The sequence below is a fragment of the Pedobacter suwonensis genome (assembly GCF_900111825.1).
GTDB classification, from domain to species: domain Bacteria; phylum Bacteroidota; class Bacteroidia; order Sphingobacteriales; family Sphingobacteriaceae; genus Pedobacter; species Pedobacter suwonensis.
The window spans coordinates 240,488-260,382 of the sequence record NZ_FOJM01000008.1; the positions used below are offsets into that span (position 1 = coordinate 240,488).

The following is a 19,895-nucleotide window of genomic DNA, read 5'->3' on the forward strand; positions in this document are numbered from 1 at the left end:
TTTATGTTTAAATATTTGAATGTCAGATACTTAAATATAAGCATAATTACTTTGATTGACTAATTTTTTCTAAAAATTATAAATCGAACTCAGGTTTATAATTAAAAAGCCCAGTTTACATCCTGAAGTTTTCCTTTGTCCATTTTAGCTGATTGTATCCCCTCAAAAATTTCAGTCTCAACTCTAACAGTTTTTCTTGAACTTCGATAAGCTTGGTCTCCCGGGCGTTGATCAGAAAAAGCGAACTTTCTCCGTTATTATATTTCGTTTGTTCCGCCTGGAGTAGCCGCTGGTAATTACTGGTGTTTTGAAATGCAAGACTGATTTGCTGGTTATAGTTAACGACCAGATATTTATAGCTATTGATTTTTGTGTTTATTTCTTGCTTTTTATAATCAGTATCAAGCTGGTTTTGCCGGATCTTGAATTTAGCTATTCGGTAATCTGCCCTTGCTTGTCGCAAAAAAATGGGAATCTCCAGCTTTAACCCATATTGATAATTATTTTGAAACAAGGGTAAAAAATTGGAAGCGTAGTTTTCTTTGTTGAGGAAGTTATAGGTGAGGTCTATCTTGGGCAAAAGGCTCTGAAATTTTAGCCTGCGTTCACTCTCCAATATGTTTAGCTTGCTCGAATACATCAAAATGGATGCATGGTTAGACAAAGATAAGTCATCTATTTCTTTAATGAGCGACAGATAGTTTTGGTAAGCTGCATTGTCGGTAAGAGACTCTTTAGGAATAATCAGTTGCGATATATCGTAGGGCTGTTGGTTTTCCTGCCAAAGAAATAAAACCAATTGTTGATTGGCTTTTACAAATTCCAGATAGGCATCTTTTTGTTTGACCTGGAAACTCTGGAGCTGCGAGAGTGCTTCAGTTGTATCAATCGCTGCTTTTTCGCCATACTGATATGTTTTTTTAATTAGCGACAGCCTGTCTTCGTTGATTTTTACTGCCTTGTTTTGCAAATTTAATACCTCATGAGCCTTAACCAGTTCCCAATAGGTATTTTCGGCCTCCAGCATTAAGTCATTCGTAAGCAGTATTTGTTCTGCCTCTGTTAACTGAGTGGCAAACCTGGCTTGTTCCAGTAAGGCCCTGCGTTTATCGTAAAGTAAGTTTTTGGCCAGCGGTAAAGTAATACCGAATTGATATAGTCCACCCGGTGTCTGGCTATTGTTTAATTTCTGCCCTTCAAGGTAATTATAGCTCCCGTTAAATGATATTCCATACCAGGTTGGTATGTCCAGTTCAACAGTGCTTTCTTTATAATATTCTGTGCCATTTATGGTTTTCAAGCCATTTTTCGCTGCCAAAACGGGGTCAAAATTACCTCTTGCACCTTGAACCTCTGCTTTTGCAATTTGATTTTGTAATCGGTAGCGAAAAGCCAGGGGGTGATATTTTTTTACCACTGCTATAAATTCCTGATGCGAGAGTTTTAGGGTGTCCTGCGCCCTGGCAAACTGTACCAGACCAGCCAGCATTAGCAATAAAACAAGGCTACTTAGTCTTTTCATCACTTTTTGAAGTTTTAACTGTGTAATAATCAGGAGGGAAACCATTTATATTCCGCCATAATTCATACCAAACAGGTACATCGTTTAAAATGGCTATGCCCTGAACGCCAGTACCCATTTTGATCTGTGGAGGCCAAGGCCTGTCTGCCGAATCTTCGATTACTAATGCTTTAAAAAGACCGTTTGAACTAATATTGCTTTCGACTGCAACCACTTTGCCTTTAAATGTTCCATAGCTGGAATTTGGCCACCCGGAAAATATGATTGCTGGAAAGCCGTCGAAGATGCACATAACATTCTGGCCTTCTTTGATCAGTGGGAGATCAACAGGTTTTATATATATTTCCACGGCATATTTTACTTTATTTGGCACGATGGTTCCTATGCTCTCTGTATCTTTAAGAATTTCGCCAATACCAGCTTTATTTAATGACACGACTTGGCCATCCTGGGACGCCAGTACAAAGTATAGTCCCTGCCGTGCTTTGTAATTCGCTATCTGGTTTTGCAGTTTGGCAATATCACCGTTGCTGCCCTCTATTTGCCCCAGGTTTTGAAAGCGTTCGCCTTCAGTTTTACTTACTTTTTCCGCATAGTCCTGTATCGCCGCATCCTGCTCAATATTTACCGTTCTGATCTCTTGCCGTGTTTGAGCCAGCTTATTTTCTATGACAGTTTTTTTAGCCAATACGTTTTGAAACGATACGCTTCGTTGTTGAAACTGTGTAAGCGAGACCAAGCCATCGTCGTACATCTTTTTCTGGCGGTTATACTGGTCTTCGCTTAGCTTTAATTCATTGTTTGCCGCTGCAAGTTCTGCTTCTTCGGCAGCAAGCTTATTGTTTAACTGGCCAATTTTTACCTTTAGCTGGGTTAATTTTAGCACTCTGGAAGCATTTAATGCGTTGAGTTGGCTGTTGGTGGTGCCCACTTTGGCCTGATAATAATCACGCACTCCGATTTTTGCCTGTACTTGCTGTTGGGTACGCTCAACTAATAGCGGATCCAGGTAATCTTCTTTTACCTCAGCTAATTGAAGGAGCGTATCTCCTTTTTTTACATAGTCGCCGTTTTTGACGTACCACTTTAAAATTCTACCCGGAATTGGTGAATTAAGTTGCTGGGGGCGTTGGCCTTGATAAAGTGTGCTTACTGTGCCCCTTGCTTTGATATTTTGAGTCCAGGGTAGCAACAATACGATGAAACAAAGGCCTATGAAAATGAAAAACCAACGTTTTACGCGAGAGTCTCTATGGATGTGATAAATATGGTCTACTGATTTAAGCTTCATTACTTACGAAATTAGATTTTTTGAATGGTACCATTATCAAGATGTAATTGCTGATCTGCAATTTGCGTAAGCTCTGGCGCATCTGATACAATTACTATTGTAACGCGCGCCTTAAGTTTCTGTAAATGTTCTGCCATTTTGGTGCGGAAATCGGCATTCATCCCGTCCAATGGATCTTCCAGCAATAATAAACGGTTGTCTCCAAGTAATGCCCTGAGCATCAGGATTTTTTTTCTAGAACTAAATGAAATCTCGGTATCCGTTTCGCTCAATTGGGTGTTGAAGCCATTGGTGAAATTTCCCGATAAATTATCTATGCCGATGGCTTCAGAAAGTTCAAGTATATCTTCAGTGCCCATATTTTCTCTGCCTAACAAGATATTCTCCTGTAGTGTACCTTTAATGATTTGCATATCATCCATGTACATTCCGAAGTGCTCTCTTAAAGATGTCTTTTCCAGATTCTTCAATGGGATTTTGTCGAAAAATACAATTCCACCCGTGGGTTCATAAAACCCTGCAATCATGTTCATGAGCAAAGATTTGCCGGCACCAAGGCTCCCCGTAATGAGGGTAATGGTATTTGGCCGGACATTAAAATTGATGTTCGACAGAATCGGCTTTTGGTCCCCGAATGAAAACACCACATCTTTAAAGCTGATCTCCATTCCGTCCGGCTTGGGTTCCAATGCCAGGTTTTCGGTAGGCTCTTCTGCCAGATCGGTAACTTTTTCGAGCTTTACCAGCGCCGCGACTACATCGTAATAGCTTTCAAGACTTTTAATCAGTTTTTCAACGGCAGCCATGATGCTTAATACCACAATTTCGGTAGCAATAAATGCGCCTATATTCAATTTTTGGTTCACTAAAAGATAAGTTCCAATCGCAAGCATCACTAAAGTAATAACAACTTTAAAGCCTATAATGGCCTTGTACTGGAAAACCAGTACTTTAAAATGTTCGGTCCTGCTATCCAGATATTCTACTACACGTTCGTCTGTACCCGAAAGATGCATTTCGGTTTTAGAGTTGATCTTGAAGGTTTTAATTGATCCTGCAATGTCTTCAAGCCAGGAAGCTACGTTATATTTATGGGTACTTTCGTCGAGGCTGGATTGAATGCCGGAAGCCATGGTAAACCGAAAGATGATGATCACGATCACGACCACGATTGATCCAAATACCAGAAACCATGGATGGTAAAAAGAAAGCAGCAGTATCCCAAAAAGGATCTGGATCAACGCAGTGGGAATTTCGAGCAGAATCTTTGAAATACCCTTTTGGAGATTTTGTGTATCGAAAAACCTATTTACCAGTTCTGGCAAATAATACTTCTTATTGGCTGATAGGTCAACCTTGGGAAGTTTTTCGGCAAATGCAAGCGAATATTCCACAAAAATCTTCTGCTGGATTTTTTCAATAATCTGCATCACTTTCAATCTGAAAAAGCCTGCAAGAAAAGTACCAAGCACCACAAAGCCAATAAGTATGTATAAAGAGGTCACCATGGTGGCACCCATTACAAAACCTACAATAGCCTGAATACCTAAAGGAATGCTCAGCTGTACCAAGCCACTTAGTATAGCATAGATGTAAATCGCCGTTACATCCTTTTTTTCTTTTGTAATATATTTAAATAGTGCTCGACTACTTTTGGTATAATCCTGATCGTGTGCCATTATTGATAAGAGTTAATTGCAGAAAATGCCAGAAAATTCAAATAATTTAATACATATTTCTTGTGCGTAATTTTCGATTTGTTATCTGCGAGTTTGGGAAGGTGCTCACTAAAAAAATGCTGATCATGGGCTGTTTCCAATAACGTACTTGCCAATGCATTTGGATAGGCAAATTTTGGATTGACCTGTAAGATGACCTGACCCACAAACTGGCAGAAACTTTTTAGCGGACTAAATACAAGCTCCTGGTTGATCTCATCAACCTCTTTGACCAGATAGGCCTTACTGCTTTCTGAAATTACGATGCCATGGAGCTTTTCCAGATCATAATCTACAATCTGAGAGTCGCTGTCGAAGTTATGGGTAATGATTTCCAAAATCAACTTGAGTTTCTGGGTGGAATCGCCTAATTCTTGTAAACTCATCTTTGACACGAACTCCAGGTAACACCAATACCAGTTCAATATATAGATTAATAATCGATACTTGGAAGCAAAGTACCGATAGATGGTCGCTTCCGTTGAATTTATCTTTTCAGCAAGTTTTTTAAATGTAAACCGCTCAAATCCTACATCACGGATCAGGTCGATCCCTTTTTCTACGATCAGTTTTCCAACCTCGCTGGATTCTGGATCACGAAGAAACAGGCTTTCATTAATTTTAAACTTCAATAGGATTTGCATATAGGTATTTTGGATAAAGTCTTCTCGTATACAATTATATGTAAAACATTGACGAGTAATAGTCATTATAAAGTAAACAATTGTTTTACAATTTATAAAGATAGTATTACTATTATTTGTTTAAATTTTACTTTTTTATGGTTATGGATATTAATTGGGTATAAAAAGTATTTCTGAAAGGAATAGCAGGAGCCTGATATTAGAGATTATATATGGCTTAGCTAAAGGTGCAGTATTTATTCCCGAAACTGTTTGCCTCATACAAAATTGCGGTTTAGAATGCTGGCCAAAATGTATCGTAAAGGTAGATGGTTACTTATAAAATTTATTTTCATTATCATTGTTGCATTTGAAATAAAATCAATGAAATTTATCCAAAAAAATATATTCAATGCACTATTGATCATTATGCTTTTGTTAATTGTTCTTGTGCCTGACACAAAGGCATTTTTCATCAAAAGCTTAATGGAGATCGGCTTTTACAAACCCAATGTTGAGATACCAAAAGAAAATGTTGATGGTCTCAAGGGAATCAGGTTTAAAGATGTTAACGGAAATCTGGTTGATCTTGGCGATTTAAAGGGGAAAGTTATTTTTCTCAACTTTTGGTCAACCTGGTGTCCGCCATGTAGAGCCGAAATGCCTTCGATCAATAAGTTATACGATCAATTTAAAAATGATAAGGATATCATTTTCATTTTTGCAGATGCTGATGGCGAGCTTACTAAATCATCCCGGTTTATGGCTGACCGTAAATATACCCTGCCAATTTATAAAGTAGAAAGTAACATTCCCGAGCAGCTATTTACGGGTGCGTTACCTACAACTGTTATTTTCGATAAGCAGGGCCGGCTGTCCTTCAAACATGAAGGTGTGGCCAATTATGCCGATCAAAAGGTTGTTGATTTTTTAACTCAGTTTAAAAGCGCAAACTAACTCAAAGCCAGAAGTAACCGAATGCTGATCCCAAGTAAAAGAAAATTGAAAGGGAGACAAGAAAGGATGGAGAATTTTGGACATGGGGTAACCAATGATTTTGCTATTTTTGCGCCTATGATTTCATTTTTCGAGGCATCTCTTAAGCAAATTTCCATCCATCATACGGGTAATAAACTGGTTGAAGAATATTATAAACTATCAGATGCACCGTTGAAGATAGATGATGAATTGTTGGGAAACCTGTTGCTGCAGTATTTCTTAAAACCTTTCGAAAAGGTGAATGAAGTTTACCGCTTTTACCATCCTAACGATAATTTGGAATTGAACGAAGTATTCCATTTCGTTCATGAAATTTTTGAGAATAACGAACTTTTTCACGAAGATTCGCAGCAACTGGCCAAACATTTATATGATGTGGCCAATCATCCAAAAATTAAATCCGGAGAATTGTATGTTGCCTATTTTGAAAAAGTGCAGATAGAGGGCGAACAATTGGATGTAGTTGGGATTTTTAAATCTGAAACAAAAGATACTTACTTAAAAGTGTATCCGGAGCAGGATGGCTTTAATGTAAGTTATGAACAGGAAGCGATTAACATTAATAAGTTGGATAAAGGCTGTTTGATTTTTAATGTAGAAAGAGAAGAAGGTTATAAGGTTGTAGTATTGGATCAATCTAAAAGTAGCAACGATTCTGCCGTTTATTGGAAAGATGAATTCTTAAAGCTGAAAATCAGGAATGACAGTTATAACCAGACCAATAATGTTTTAGGCGTTTATAAAAATTTTGTCACGCAGAAGCTTGATGATGAATATGAAATCAGCAAAGCAGATAAGATTGATCTCTTAAACCGCTCTATGAAGTATTTCAAAGAAAAAGAAACCTTTGATATGGAGGAGTTTGGAAATGAGGTGATTGGCAATGCCGAAGGAATCGAGTCGTTCAAAAACTATAAGAAAAACTACGAAGAAGAGTACGAAAGTCCGATAGCTGATCATTTTGAGATTGCAGAATCAGCCGTAAAAAAGCAGGCAAGAGCATATAAAAGCGTGTTAAAACTGGACAAGAATTTCCATATCTACATTCACGGTAATAAAGACATGATCGAGAAAGGTTATGACGATGATAAATCGATGAACTTCTATAAGGTATATTTTAGGGAAGAAGAGTAGGGGGTAGTCCTAAGTCTTTAGTCCTGAGTCATAAGTCGACAATGGACCTAATTCCTCGGTCTGTGTCCTCACAGACCGAAACAAAGATTTAGCCGTTAAATATTACAGTACATTGGTGTGGGGACAGAGACCAAGGATAATATAGTATGATTAAATTACATTGAGGTTAATTTTCTATTTTTAATAATGGAAAATAATCTCTTCAGACAAGATCGTAATTCAAAAATGCTTTTAGGTGAAGTATATTTTTGGACAGACACAGTTAAGGATTGGAACCAGGTATTTTCTTCCGAAAAGTATAAACAGATTATCATTAAAACCTTAGAAGAATTGGTTAAGAGGAAAAAGATTGAGGTTTATGCTTTTGTGATTATGCCAAATCACCTGCACATAGTATGGCGAATGATTGAGGTAAATGGAAAAGAGATGCCTCATGCAAGCTTTAATAAATTTACTTCCCATCAGATTTTTCAGGATATTAAACTTCAACATCCGGAGAAACTATCAGATTTTAAAGTAACAGATACAGAAAGAAATTTTCGTTTATGGCAACGGGATCCGTTAGCCATTCTTATGGATACGCAAAATAAACTTGAACAGAAAATAGACTACATCCATGTCAACCCTTTACAAGAAAGATGGCAATTATGCGAAAAACCTGAAGATTATGATTGGTCATCAGCCAGATTTTATGAAACGGGGACAGATAATTTTGGATTTTTAACCGATTATAGAAATCTTTTGTAATGTTTTGGTCTGTGAGGACACAGACTAAGGATGCGGTGATAAGGTGACTATTGACTTGAGACTACAGACTAATGACTAAATCCGCTGTTGTGCCTTTAGTGCGAGATATTGATTAATTACATTTACGGTAAGCTTCTGTGGTGGGGTAAGAATAGCCAAAATGCCATGTTTGTTCAATTCTTTAACCATCAGCTTTTTCTCGTAGATAAATTTCTCTGCGATGGTTTTGTGATAAATGCCTTCTACATCTTTAGCCGGTTCTGTACTTAATCCTTTTAATTCGGTATTTTCGAAAAATACAACCAGCAATAGGTGGTATTTAGCAATTCTTTTTAAAAAGGGTAACTGACGTTGCAGGGCTGATAAACTCTCAAAATTGGTAAAGAAAACCAGAAGGCCACGCTGTTTTACAACGGAACGGACTGTAGTGTACAGGGCTTCGAGATTGCTTTCAAGATACCTTGTTTTTTCTTTATAAAGTACATTCATAATGCTGCCCAGCTGGGAGGCCTTACGATCAGCTGGTACGATCGATCCGATCGTTTCCGATAAGGTAATCAGGCCAGCTTTATCTTCTTTAAGCATGGCTACTTTCGAAAGCGCCACGGTAGCATTGATGGCATAATCAAGTAAGCTTAATCCTTCAAAAGGCATGCGCATCACACGCGATTTATCAATAATACAATAAATATGTTGTGATTTTTCATCGACATAGGTGTTCACCATTAAACTGCTTTTTCTTGCAGTGGCTTTCCAGTTGATCGTACGGATATCGTCGCCCCCGACGTAATTTTTAATTTGATCAAATTCACTGCTTTGTCCGATCTTTCTGATCTTTTTAATCCCAAATTCAGTTAAATAACGCGAGGCTGCCATTAGTTCGTATTGGCCGAGGTTGATAAACGACGGAAAAACAGGTAAAATACTGGCACCATCAAAATTGTAACGCCTGCTAATCAAACCTAACGGCGAACTGATATAGGCCCTGATAAATCCGAAATCATATTCACCACGTTTTGTTGGACGTAAATTATAGTGGATTGATTTTACTTCTGCAGGTTTTAAATGGAGCTTAAAATCTTTATCACGTATCTGGAACTGAAAAGGTATCTCGTCAATTACCCTTGCATTTACCACAAAGCCATAATCATTTTTTATTTCGATCTGTATCGGGTTTTCATCGCCGTTACTTAACCGTTTAGAAGTTAGTCTTCTGGCTTCAATGCCATTGTTAATACGGTATAGAATAAAAATATCAATAAAAAATAATAGGATAACCGCACCTGTTGCAATTTCAGGAATATCACCTAGCCACTGAAAAAAGAACTTCAGCAAAAAAAGTAAAATGCAGCATCCTAAAGCCGCGAATAAACGATCGGTCAGGAATAGGTTGCTATAATATTGCTGAAAGAATTTTTTCAATGTTGTTTAATCGGTTAATTGTTTAAATCGGTTAACTGGTAACTGCAAACTGGCAACTGCAAACTGGCCTATCTCGGTACCTCAATCTTTTTAATGATCTGATGTATGATGTCGCTTGTCGTTAATCCTTCCATTTCCTTTTCGGGCGATAATAATACCCTGTGTGCCAATACGGGGATAGCAACAGCAATGATATCATCAGGTGTAATAAAATCGCGGCCCTGGATAGCAGCAAAAGCTTTTGCACTATGTACGATGGCTAATGATGCCCTGGGCGAAGCACCTAAGTAAAGCGATGAGTTGTTACGGGTTTCGCTTACAATTCTGGCAATAAATTCCAGTAACTTTGGCTCTACAAACAAACTGCGGATCACGCTTCTGGCTTCGAGTATCTGCTGAATCGACAATACCGGTTTTACTTCATTCAGCAATGTTTTATTAACCAGGCTATGTTGTGCCATTAAAATTTCGGTTTCTTCTTCCAGTGAAGGGTATTTGACTTCAATTTTAAATAAAAACCGATCTAATTGCGCTTCGGGTAAACGGTAAGTGCCTTCCTGCTCAATAGGATTTTGGGTGGCCAAAACCATAAAAGGCTCATCCATAAGGTAGGTTTCTCCATCAATAGTTACCTGGCGTTCTTCCATCACTTCGAAAAGTGCAGACTGGGTTTTGGCTGGTGCACGGTTAATCTCATCAACCAAAATAATATTACCAAAAATCGGCCCTTTTCTAAATTCAAAATCTCCTGTTTTGGTATTAAATATCGGAGTTCCTAAAACGTCAGAAGGCATTAAATCAGGGGTAAACTGTACCCTCGAAAATTGTGCTTCTATGGATTTGGCAAGCAATTTTGCACTAAGTGTTTTCGCTACTCCGGGTACGCCTTCAATTAAGATGTGGCCGTCGGCAAGCAAACCAACAATTAAGAAATCAATAACTTGTTTTTGTCCGATAATGATATTTCCAAGTACATTTCTGATCTGATTTACCGCTTCATTTAAGGCGCTTAAATCCGTACGTGGGTTAAACTGTTCTTGTTCCATTGCTTTGCGTATTTTTATAAAACTGTTCTATGCTTTCGTTTAAATAAATCAATTGGGTATCACTTAAGTTGCCCATGGTTGGTGTCTGTGTAATATGATTGGTAATGGTTTTTGCCAATGCTTCGTTAATACCTGTTTTCTCCATCAGTACCTGCACAAATTTCCCGTCAATTTCGTTGGTTTTTAGATAATATCTGGTTCTTAAATATTCCAGAAAATAGTTGATCTTTTTTAAGGCGATATCAAGGTTGTTGCGTTCGTGGTAATAAACGCTGCCTACCACATGAACAAAAGCCAATGAAGAATTGGTAAGCGGATCGGCAATTGGAATTATTCTCTGACGGCGCTTCATATCATAAAGCACAAAGATGATCAGGCTGAATATGGCCAGGTAGTAGGCATATTTGAGTTCAGGATGTTGGAAAAATACCCTGAGCATATCGGTAGTGGTGGTTTTTTGTGCAGTAAAATACTCATCAATGATGAGCTGCTGAGTTCCTTGTAAATAACTTAAGGTTTTAGCGGCATATTCTGCACCGTATTTATCCAGCAGATTAAAATTAGTGTAAAAACCTGGCTCCGCAATCAGGTACAGACTTCCTTTACCATAGCTGTAACGGACAAAGTTGGGATTGCCATCTCCGTTCACACCGAGTACAGTAGCCTTATTGGTATCGATTTTATCATAATATTGGCTGCCAATTCCTCTTGCAAAGCCGTAGTTTGCCTCCGTTTTTAGGTTTTGATTGGTGAAGTTCAGTGTGCGGCCCTCTGCTGACATGGCGCTAAGTGCCTGAAGCTTTAGGTTTTTTCCTGTTTTTCCCAGGTCATAACTGGCGATAAAAACGTCATTACCGGTCTGCATGTATTTAACCAGCTGATCGAAATCTGTTTTGTTGATTTCTGCTTGTTGTGCAATAATTAAATATGCGGTTTTGTTAAAGTTTTTGCCCTTTAATGTGTTGTAAATAGCAGTTTTAGATCGCTTTATTGTTGCCTTTGGTAAAATATCTTTTATTCGGTGGTATAAAATGTAGGTTCCATAAGGAATTTTATCCTTTACAGCATAGGTTGGAGCCCAGTTTGTTGGGGTGGGTTTGTTGTATTGGGCAACCAGGTACAAGAGGATCAGTATGGAACCAATAATCAGATATATTTTATAACCTTTCATTTGATCTGGCTGTTAAACTGATTAAACGATCGGTTAATAGGCTCAAATTTTACTTCATCAATAGGGAAATCGCCATACCAGATGTAATCAAACTGTATGGTGAGTTTACTAAAATCGTTTCTTAGTTCGGGCTTATCGATTTCCATTAAATAATGGTAATTGGTTTTATCAGGCTGCCAACGGATGATTTCGGCATCACTCAGTTTTTTTAATGCCCTTAAATATAGAAGCCTAACGGCCAGGCGGAATTTTCTCTCTGCAACCAGCCTTTGCAATTCCTGTTCATAATCTATGTCATGGATATTTTCGGTAATTACATCGTACGGAAGGATTGTGGCTTTAGATTTTTTCCTGAATATGTTCTCGGCCCCGATAACTTTGATTACGATAAATAAAATAAGTGCTATACCTAGTCCGATAAAAATATACCTAGAAATTAAATTAGAGCTTGCATCCTGAATTAAGGAACCGAATAAACGCCAGAACCACATCCAGAATTTATCCCACCACGACAATTGCTGTTCGCCGATTTCATCATATTGAAATTCTTTCTGTTCTTTATAACTACCAATGGAATCTTTATCGAATTTTAAAGGAGTAAGTTGAGTGCTATCCACCCTGATCTCTTTAATAACAGATTTAGGCTTAACGGTTTGCGCTTTGCTGATTACCGGAATAAAAAACAAAACTGAAGCGAGAAGGTATCGGAGTATTGCGCGTTGCATTTTAATATTCTTCAGGTCTGGTATCAATAAGTTTTTCGGTATTGCCGAAATTAGAAATCCTTTCCATTAAGCCGGTACTTTCTTTTTGTTCAACCAAACTGAAATAGGATAATGATATGGTAATAATAGGGATAATGGTAAACACCTGGCATAATGACTGCAGAACCGTTGTGATCATGGTAAGTGTTAACGACATGTGCGGGCTTTCATGCGTAAACATCCCAATCATATTAAACAGGCTGGTAGGTAAAATAATCATGCTCATACAGGCATAAACAATAATCCATACCACGATCAGCGTGCCAAACGTAACCCAGAAATTGTCTTTAATGATATTAAAACTTCTACCGAAGGAATAGCCCAGTGAACCATTTTCAATCACCATTATGGGAAACATCATGGCCACATATGGGAATAACCAAAAGCCAGGCACGAGGCAAAACACAAAAGCGATGATCAACATCATGATTAACAAAAAAGAACTGCCAAAAATCCTGAAGAAGTAATATTTAAAGTACCCCCATACTTCATCAGTAGTAGGTGTTTGGTTGTCTTTTTTTACGTAAATGGCTATGTAAGAAAGTATGGCAACACTCATACTGGTATAAGAGGCCAGAGAAAATAAAATAGAAAGAAAATATTCTATTCCGTATAATCCAGAAAAGCCTAAGCCATTGCTGTTTCTTCCATTACCAATAGTATTGATAATATTAACCATTTTATATTGCTGCAATAACATGGTTAACATGCTGGCCAATACAAACAGTCCACAAAAGGTAAAGTATATTTTAATGAGTGGCTTAAAATTTTGGCGTATAAAGGTAAAGGTATCATTGATCACTTGTCCGAAATCCCTTCTTTTCTTAAATTCAATTTTCCCTAGCATATTAATATTGCTTATTATGGTGGATTTTAATGGGGTAAATAAATATATACCAGATGATAAAAGCTGCAGAAGACAGTAAAATCAGTAGACTTAGCCATAAAGGCATTCCGGTATGTCGGGTAACAAAGCTTTCAAAAAACGCAGCCACGATAAAAATGGGAATCAGGCCTATTACGATTTTTAACCCATCTTTTGCACCTTTTAATACCGAAGCCATTCGGGTATAGGTTTTGGGGAACAAAAGACTGTTGCCCAAAACTAAACCTGCCGCACCTGCCAAAACAATAGCCGAAATTTCCAATGTCCCATGAATCCAGATCACCAGAACTGATTGAAAGCCCAGGCCTTTGCTAAAAAAGAAATATTGGAATGAGCCGAGCATGATGCCATTTCTGAATAGGGAAACAACAGATCCGAAAGAAAATATGATGCCCAAAACAAAAGTGTATAGTGCAACAAAAATATTGTTAAACCCAATTTGCATAAACATCATGAATTCATTACTCTGCTTATACACGCCAAAAGGATCACCCTTTGCAATATTCTCGTTAGTCATATTTACATAGGCATCGCCCATAATCAAACGGACAAAAGTATCATCGTATTTAGCCGATAAGGCGCCAATGGCGCAGGAAACCAAGAAAAATACCAGGGCATATAGTACCTGTTTTCGATGTTCGAAGAATATTAAGGGGAGTTCGGTTTTCCAGAAATGGATAAAGCGGTTCGATTTTTCTTTCTTATTTTTATAAACAGATTGGTGTAATTTGGAAGCCAGGCCATTGAGGTAGGCCGTAGTTTTCGAATTTGGATAAAATGTTTTTGAGTAGGCCAGATCATTGGTGATCTCGATAAACTGATTAGCCACTTCATCAGGACTTGCCTGTTGCATCGAATCGTAATGCTGCCACTTCTTCGAATTTTGTTTAACAAATAATGCTTCTCTCATTTAAAGGCGTTACCAAATCTTGGGTTAAAATAGCTAAATTTTTATGGAAATAAAACCCGATTTATTTCCATATGTTTTACCCGGCAAATAAATATACATAGTTAAACCAGCGCTATTGAAAATATAATAAATCTTTAGTTTCAAAAAATAAAGATTTCCCTGCGGCTATTATCTTAAAAAAAATTATGTTTGAATATGGATACCATCAGAATTAGCACGGCTCAGAATGTTGATATTGATTACGAGATTGCCGGCCTTGGAGAACGGATAGCTGCAAGATGTATAGACTTGGCCGGATTTGCAATTCTTGCTGTAATTACCCTGGTAGTTATGGGCGCTGCCCAGATGGCGATGTCTGGAATTGCTGCAATGATTATTTTTTTTATTTTCCTGGCCATTTTTGTTTTTTACGATCTGGTTTGCGAAATCACCATGGATGGACAAACCTTTGGAAAAAAAGCGCTAAAGATCAAGGTGATCAGCATAGACGGTACACAGCCAACCTTGGGGCAGTATATTTTTAGGTGGTTATTCCGGATGATTGATTTTGGCTTTCCTTTTGGGTGGGGCGTCGTTGCGCTGGTATCGGTAGCAGTAACTAAAAATCACCAGCGATTGGGAGATTTACTGGCTAAAACCACATTAATTAAAACCAAACCACGCACCGAATTGACCAATGTAGCATTCAGCTTTAGTCTGCCTGAAGAATATGAACCGAATTTTAAAGAAGTACTGCATTTAAATGATCGGGATATAGAGCTTGTTCATGAAGTATTAACCAGCTATTATCAAACAGGGAATGCCGATTTGATTTATGCCATGGCGGCAAAAACCAAAGCCCATATTCTGGTAAACATTCCGGCAGGAATGAACGAATTGCAGTTTTTAGAAACGGTATTAAAGGATTATAACCACCTTACAGCTAATATGAGTGTTTAGCTAAAAAAACATTTTTTTCAAATAGCAGATCATTACAAAATTACCGACAAGGATAACCAATGTTTGAAAGATAAAGGAACGTTGTCTAAACTGAAATTTATACAATAATGCAGTTGAGATAAATAAAAACAGTAAAGGAATAGTAGGTGGATAAAGCGACCAGCTTTTTGATAAATCGCCTTGGATCAGTGCAATAAAAGATCTTTGAAAGCCACAACCCGGACAATCGATTCCTGTTAAAGCTTTAAAAGGACAGGGGATTAAATGATTTTGCAGCCAATCAACCAGGTTGATTAAGCTGCAAAATATAAATATGATAAACATCCTAAAATTATACTACCGGTGGAGTATCATTGGGGTTATTTTGATGATCAGTTGGTTTGTTGAAAGGATTGTTTGTGCTGTTAAAAGGGTTATTTGGATTGTTAAAAGGATTGTTCCCAAAACCTCCATTTTGTGCTTCTGCCGCTGACGGGCCTAAGTATTTAGCATCTCCAAAACCTAAGATTGGCCAGAAAATGTAAGGGAAAATAACCATACCAACAGTAAAACCTTCCGATTTTCCAAAGCTTTTGCTAACCAAGTTGTAAAGCCAGATGGCAAATACAACGTTAACGCAAGGAATGATTAACCATAAAATCCAAATCATGGGTTTGCCAACAATTTCTAATAAAATAATTAAGTTGTAGATAGGGATAATAGCTGCCCAACCTGGTTTGCCCGCTTTTTCGAACACTTTCCACATGCCCACAATCATTACTACGATTATTGCAAGATATAAGATTGCAATACCGCCTCCAATGCCCGCGGCTACTCCGCTTGATTCATACTCATTCATAGATTTCTGTTTTTTAATAGGTGATTAATTTAAATTGTCGAACTAAAATAAATTTTTTAATTTAAAAACAGTATAAATGAGCGTTGAATTATTTCAACACAGCAGATACTTTGGGGAATAAAGCGCTAGCCCATTCGGCATACATTTTACCACTTGGGTGCAATCCATCGTCTGCTACCAGCGATTGATCAGTCGATGCATTTCTGGATGCAGGTGTGATATTGGTGTAGCTCACGCCGGCTGCAAGTGTTATTTCCTGATTGGCGGCGTTAAAACTATCAATTTCACTTGCAATGGTTTGTGTGCTTCTTCCGGAGTTTTTGCCAAAAGGGGTAGCACCCCAATCGGGTATGGAAACCACAAAAACCCTAGATTTATTGCCTCCTGCATAAGTGATTGCCGTTTGTAACAATTCTGAAAATTCCTTTTTATAGGTGTTTAACGGGTAGCCCCGGTACTGATTGTTTACACCAATTAAAAGCGTAACAAAACTAAAGGTACCAGTTAAATTTTCGCTTTTAATGGCCGCCTGAAGCTCATTGGTGGTCCAGCCTGTAACTGCAATAATTTTAGGATTGGCTACAGTGAGGTTTTGAGCCTGTAATAAACCCTGAAGCTGATAAGGAAAAGATTCTGCTTGCTTCACCGATTCGCCGATTGTATAAGAATCGCCGAGGGCTAAATAAGTAAAATTTCCTGTTCCTTTTGAAGGATTTGTAGCTGGATTGGTTGTCGGCTCGTTAATCATCGGGGCTTTTTTAGTACAGCCCGAAGTTAAGAAAGAAAATAAAATAGCGCTTAATAAAATCTTCATCACTCGATTTACGAAGTAACCTCCAACTTGGTTTTATCGCTACTAAACCAGCTTCATCTTAAATAATTTAGCTATATGGTTTTTCAGTTTGCCTTTAACTTCTTCCATATCCAGCTGATGTCCTAATTCTTTGGCCAAAGAGGTTACCGCCTTATCATCAATGCCACAGGGAACAATATTCTTGAAATAATCTAAATCTACATTTACATTAAAGGCAAACCCATGCATGGTCACCCAGCGGCTGCAACGCACGCCCATGGCACATATCTTGCGTGCCTTTTCATTGTCGGCATCTAACCAGACCCCCGTAAAGCCGGGATAACGGCCTGCTTCTATTCCATAATCTTTTAAGGTAAGGATAACGGCTTCCTCCAGGGTGCGCAGATATAAATGGATATCGGTAAAGAAGTTATCAAGATCAAGGATCGGGTAGCCAACAATCTGCCCCGGGCCATGGTAAGTAATGTCGCCACCCCGGTTTATTTTATAGTAGGTGGCTTGTTTATCTTTTAATCCCTGTTCATCCAACAGCAGGTTTTCGGGATGTCCGCTTTTGCCTAACGTATAAACATGCGGATGCTCGCAAAATATAAGATGGTTTGGCGTAGGCTTATTGGTGTTGTTTATCCGGTTTTCTGTTTTAATGGCCACCGTTTTATTGAGCAGATCTTCCTGTTTATCCCATGCCTGCTGGTAGTCTGTTAAGCCCCAGTCTGCAAAAATGGTTGGTTTTAAATCCTTGGCAATTGCTTTATCTGCTATCTCATTCATCTCTATGTATATTAAGAATTGCCGGCTACATAGCCCAACATGTATCCGTCTTTGGTTTTAAAGTAATTAATAGTCAACTCCCGCATACCCGAAGGCAGTTCCACAAGTGCATTTAATGAGCCTTCGTTTTTTAGCTTAAAAGGTTTAATATGGATATGTTGCTTAAATTCCAGTCCTTTTTTTCCATGCCACTTATAAATAGCCTCTTTGGCACACCAGGCTACATATAAGCCATCTGTGTTATCGCCAATCTGTTTTTGGGCAAGCTCCAAATCGCTTAAAAACTTGTGTTTAATGCTTTTTATTTTGTGTTTAATAAGTTCAATATCAATACCAACAGGGTGGTCTTTGCTAATCATTACGGCAGCATAATCATACGAATGGCTTAACGAAATATGGTAGTCAAAATTAACCAGATAAGGTTTGCCATGTTCATCAAACTGGCAGTCGATATATTCTGTTGTATTCAACATGGTTCTCAAAAGCAACCTCGTGCTTAACCAGTGCAATAGCCTTTTGCCACTGTTTAGCGATGAAATAATGTCATGTTCATGCTGCTTAAGCTGCAGTCCGGCCAACAACTCTTCTTCTGTTTCCTCAATTTTCCAAATGGCTAAAACAGAATGCTGATCAATATTTTTGTGGTAAATTATTGGCATTGATTAAATTGGAGATTACATGCAAAATTATCTTAAATAAATGATAATTTAGGCCAAAAATACGTATAAAAATGATATTATCTGATAGCAGGATATTAGAAGAAATGGAGAAGGGAACAATCATCATTGAGCCTTTTAAACGCGAGTGTTTAGGAACCAACTCATATGATGTGCATTTAGGGAAATATCTGGCTACCTATAAAAGTCGCGTGCTTGATGCGAAGGCGCATAACGAAATCGAACATTTCGAAATTCCCAAAGATGGTTACATTCTTTACCCGGGTACCTTATACCTTGGTGTTACGGTAGAATATACTGAAACGCATGTGCATGTACCTTTTTTAGAAGGGAAAAGCAGTACCGGGCGATTAGGGATTGATATCCATGCCACAGCAGGGAAGGGAGATGTTGGATTTTGTAATACCTGGACATTGGAAATATCGGTAGCACAACCGGTAAAAGTTTATGCCGGAATGCCTATTGGCCAATTGATTTATTTTGTTGTTGAAGGGAACATTGAAACCATGTATAACTCAAAGGGTAACGCGAAATATAATAATAAAACCACCAGGCCGGTAGAAAGCATGATGTGGAAAAATAAATTCTAAACTATATTGTTCCGGGGATATATCTATTCTCAAAGCTGAAAGCTTGAAAAGACTGGTCCTCAAGAAGAATTGAGGCTGCCATGCGATACTGCATGCCCGCTTCCCAAACCACGAACCGCTTGCTTGGTGATTAAAAAAAGCGTCATTTTTTGGAGCACAGGTTTAGTACAAAACACTGAGTTTCCTCCCGTTTTCCGCTTGTACGCTTCGCTGCCTCGTGCTTCGTTGCTGCACGGTACCGCTGCAACCGGGGCTATTTGGCTACACCCGTATTTCATTTGTAGGATTGCCAGTTGCACAAACCTTTGTTCCTAAACCCGATTGAGCGGAATAGCCCGGAGCGCAGCGAGGACTATAAGCGAAAGCGGGACTAGCGCCTCCCAGTAACCAGGAACCGCTCGTTTCCTGATAAAAAAGATGCAGCATTTTTTGGAGCGCAGGGTTAGTACAAAAACACTGAGTTTCCTCCTGTTTTACGCTTCGCTGCCTCGTGCCTCGTTGCTGCAGGGTAGCGCTGCAACCGGGGCTATTTGGCTAAAGCAGTATTGTATTTTTAGGGTTTCCATGTGCACAAACTTTTGTTCCTAAACCTGATTGAGCGGGACTAGCGCTGCCAAGAACTGCTATATGCTCGTTTCAAAGTGGTCCCGATAGAAGAATCGGGTGCATCCCCTTGCTGTCATTCTGAACGTAGTGAAGAATCTTTAATAAGTTGGTAACTTACACAATTAAAGATCCTTCGTTTCACTACCATTGACGTTATTTTGTAATTACCTATTAATGAGCAGAATGCGGCATCATGCATTTCCGTATAGCTAGGCCATAGCACCGTATCACCGTTCTACTTAAAACCGGCCTAATAAATTTTTCGGACTGCACTGTTCTAGCCATAACACTGGCTTTGAAAGAAAAATTTTCAGCCGGCATTTTTTGTTACTTTTTGATGCCAAAAAGTAAGAGCCCTTCGGCGGCGGTGAGCCGAGGCAAGAATTGTGCGAAGGAAAAAACGTCAATCATATTGATTTTTATATCA

The 19,895-nt window shown here is 38.4% G+C and carries 20 protein-coding genes; 5 read left to right on the forward strand and 15 right to left on the reverse strand.

Annotated elements, in window-relative coordinates; all coding sequences use genetic code 11:
* Positions 1 to 115: 115 nt before the first annotated feature.
* Genes BM107_RS12420 through BM107_RS12435 form a run of 4 tightly spaced genes read right to left on the reverse strand, consistent with a single transcriptional unit; the run spans position 116 to position 5,175 of the window.
* Positions 116 to 1,522, reverse strand: a complete 1,407-nt coding sequence (locus BM107_RS12420) for a TolC family protein (protein WP_159435236.1) — start codon at positions 1,520 to 1,522, stop codon at positions 116 to 118.
* On the reverse strand, positions 1,506 to 2,813 hold the full coding sequence (locus BM107_RS12425; RefSeq protein WP_090983757.1) for an HlyD family secretion protein: 1,308 nt from the start codon (positions 2,811 to 2,813) through the stop codon (positions 1,506 to 1,508). The genes BM107_RS12420 and BM107_RS12425 overlap by 17 nt, the downstream gene beginning before the upstream one ends.
* A gap of 11 nt (positions 2,814 to 2,824) precedes the next feature.
* Complete coding sequence (locus tag BM107_RS12430) at positions 2,825 to 4,492, reverse strand: peptidase domain-containing ABC transporter (protein ID WP_090983759.1); 1,668 nt, start codon at positions 4,490 to 4,492, stop codon at positions 2,825 to 2,827.
* Complete coding sequence (locus BM107_RS12435) at positions 4,492 to 5,175, reverse strand: TetR/AcrR family transcriptional regulator (protein ID WP_159435237.1); 684 nt, start codon at positions 5,173 to 5,175, stop codon at positions 4,492 to 4,494. Before BM107_RS12435 ends, BM107_RS12430 begins: the two co-directional genes overlap by 1 nt.
* A 363-nt stretch (positions 5,176 to 5,538) precedes the next feature.
* Here BM107_RS12435 and BM107_RS12440 point away from each other — a divergent pair, with 363 nt between their 5' ends.
* The 3 genes from BM107_RS12440 (at position 5,539) to BM107_RS12450 (ending at position 8,034) form a co-directional block, all read left to right on the forward strand.
* Positions 5,539 to 6,111 (forward strand): TlpA family protein disulfide reductase, encoded by a 573-nt coding sequence (locus BM107_RS12440; protein ID WP_090983812.1) that lies wholly within the window; start codon positions 5,539 to 5,541, stop codon positions 6,109 to 6,111.
* Between the two features lie 117 nt (positions 6,112 to 6,228).
* Positions 6,229 to 7,287 (forward strand): nucleoid-associated protein, encoded by a 1,059-nt coding sequence (locus tag BM107_RS12445; protein ID WP_090983814.1) that lies wholly within the window; start codon positions 6,229 to 6,231, stop codon positions 7,285 to 7,287.
* 186 nt (positions 7,288 to 7,473) lie between these two features.
* Positions 7,474 to 8,034 carry a transposase gene (locus BM107_RS12450; RefSeq protein ID WP_208864381.1) on the forward strand — a complete coding sequence of 187 codons (561 nt, stop codon included), beginning with the start codon at positions 7,474 to 7,476 and terminating at the stop codon, positions 8,032 to 8,034.
* A gap of 75 nt (positions 8,035 to 8,109) precedes the next feature.
* Here BM107_RS12450 and BM107_RS12455 read toward each other — a convergent pair whose 3' ends face one another.
* The 6 genes from BM107_RS12455 to BM107_RS12480 form a co-directional block, all read right to left on the reverse strand.
* Entirely contained in the window at positions 8,110 to 9,456 is a 1,347-nt protein-coding gene (locus tag BM107_RS12455; protein ID WP_090983763.1) for a DUF58 domain-containing protein, read from the reverse strand.
* A 68-nt stretch (positions 9,457 to 9,524) separates the two neighbouring features.
* Entirely contained in the window at positions 9,525 to 10,502 is a 978-nt protein-coding gene (locus BM107_RS12460; RefSeq protein WP_090983765.1) for an AAA family ATPase, read from the reverse strand.
* Positions 10,483 to 11,673: a DUF4350 domain-containing protein gene (locus BM107_RS12465; RefSeq protein WP_090983767.1), complete on the reverse strand. Its 1,191-nt coding sequence runs from the start codon at positions 11,671 to 11,673 to the stop codon at positions 10,483 to 10,485. The genes BM107_RS12460 and BM107_RS12465 overlap by 20 nt, the downstream gene beginning before the upstream one ends.
* On the reverse strand, positions 11,670 to 12,398 hold the full coding sequence (locus BM107_RS12470) for a DUF4129 domain-containing protein (RefSeq protein ID WP_090983769.1): 729 nt from the start codon (positions 12,396 to 12,398) through the stop codon (positions 11,670 to 11,672). Before BM107_RS12470 ends, BM107_RS12465 begins: the two co-directional genes overlap by 4 nt.
* Position 12,399: 1 nt before the next feature.
* Complete coding sequence (locus BM107_RS12475; protein ID WP_090983771.1) at positions 12,400 to 13,284, reverse strand: hypothetical protein; 885 nt, start codon at positions 13,282 to 13,284, stop codon at positions 12,400 to 12,402.
* 1 nt (position 13,285) lies between these two features.
* Positions 13,286 to 14,233 (reverse strand): stage II sporulation protein M, encoded by a 948-nt coding sequence (locus BM107_RS12480; protein WP_090983773.1) that lies wholly within the window; start codon positions 14,231 to 14,233, stop codon positions 13,286 to 13,288.
* Between the two features lie 195 nt (positions 14,234 to 14,428).
* On the opposite strand from BM107_RS12480, the gene BM107_RS12485 reads away from it, so the two are divergent.
* Positions 14,429 to 15,172 (forward strand): RDD family protein, encoded by a 744-nt coding sequence (locus BM107_RS12485; RefSeq protein ID WP_090983775.1) that lies wholly within the window; start codon positions 14,429 to 14,431, stop codon positions 15,170 to 15,172.
* On the opposite strand, the gene BM107_RS12490 is transcribed toward BM107_RS12485, so the two are convergent.
* From BM107_RS12490 to BM107_RS12510, 5 genes are all read right to left on the reverse strand, one after another.
* Entirely contained in the window at positions 15,173 to 15,496 is a 324-nt protein-coding gene (locus BM107_RS12490) for a DUF2752 domain-containing protein (protein ID WP_090983777.1), read from the reverse strand.
* Positions 15,497 to 15,503: 7 nt separating this feature from the next.
* On the reverse strand, positions 15,504 to 16,010 hold the full coding sequence (locus BM107_RS12495) for a DUF5684 domain-containing protein (protein WP_090983779.1): 507 nt from the start codon (positions 16,008 to 16,010) through the stop codon (positions 15,504 to 15,506).
* 88 nt (positions 16,011 to 16,098) lie between these two features.
* Positions 16,099 to 16,824, reverse strand: a complete 726-nt coding sequence (locus BM107_RS12500; RefSeq protein ID WP_090983781.1) for an SGNH/GDSL hydrolase family protein — start codon at positions 16,822 to 16,824, stop codon at positions 16,099 to 16,101.
* Between the two features lie 42 nt (positions 16,825 to 16,866).
* Positions 16,867 to 17,595, reverse strand: a complete 729-nt coding sequence (gene lipB / locus BM107_RS12505; protein ID WP_090983782.1) for a lipoyl(octanoyl) transferase LipB — start codon at positions 17,593 to 17,595, stop codon at positions 16,867 to 16,869.
* A gap of 11 nt (positions 17,596 to 17,606) precedes the next feature.
* The gene (locus BM107_RS12510) at positions 17,607 to 18,254 is read right to left on the reverse strand and encodes a 4'-phosphopantetheinyl transferase family protein (RefSeq protein ID WP_090983784.1); all 648 of its coding nucleotides are present in this window, start codon (positions 18,252 to 18,254) and stop codon (positions 17,607 to 17,609) included.
* Between the two features lie 71 nt (positions 18,255 to 18,325).
* Here BM107_RS12510 and dcd point away from each other — a divergent pair, with 71 nt between their 5' ends.
* The gene (gene dcd / locus BM107_RS12515; protein ID WP_090983786.1) at positions 18,326 to 18,862 is read left to right on the forward strand and encodes a dCTP deaminase; all 537 of its coding nucleotides are present in this window, start codon (positions 18,326 to 18,328) and stop codon (positions 18,860 to 18,862) included.
* The last annotated feature ends 1,033 nt before the right edge of the window (positions 18,863 to 19,895 follow it).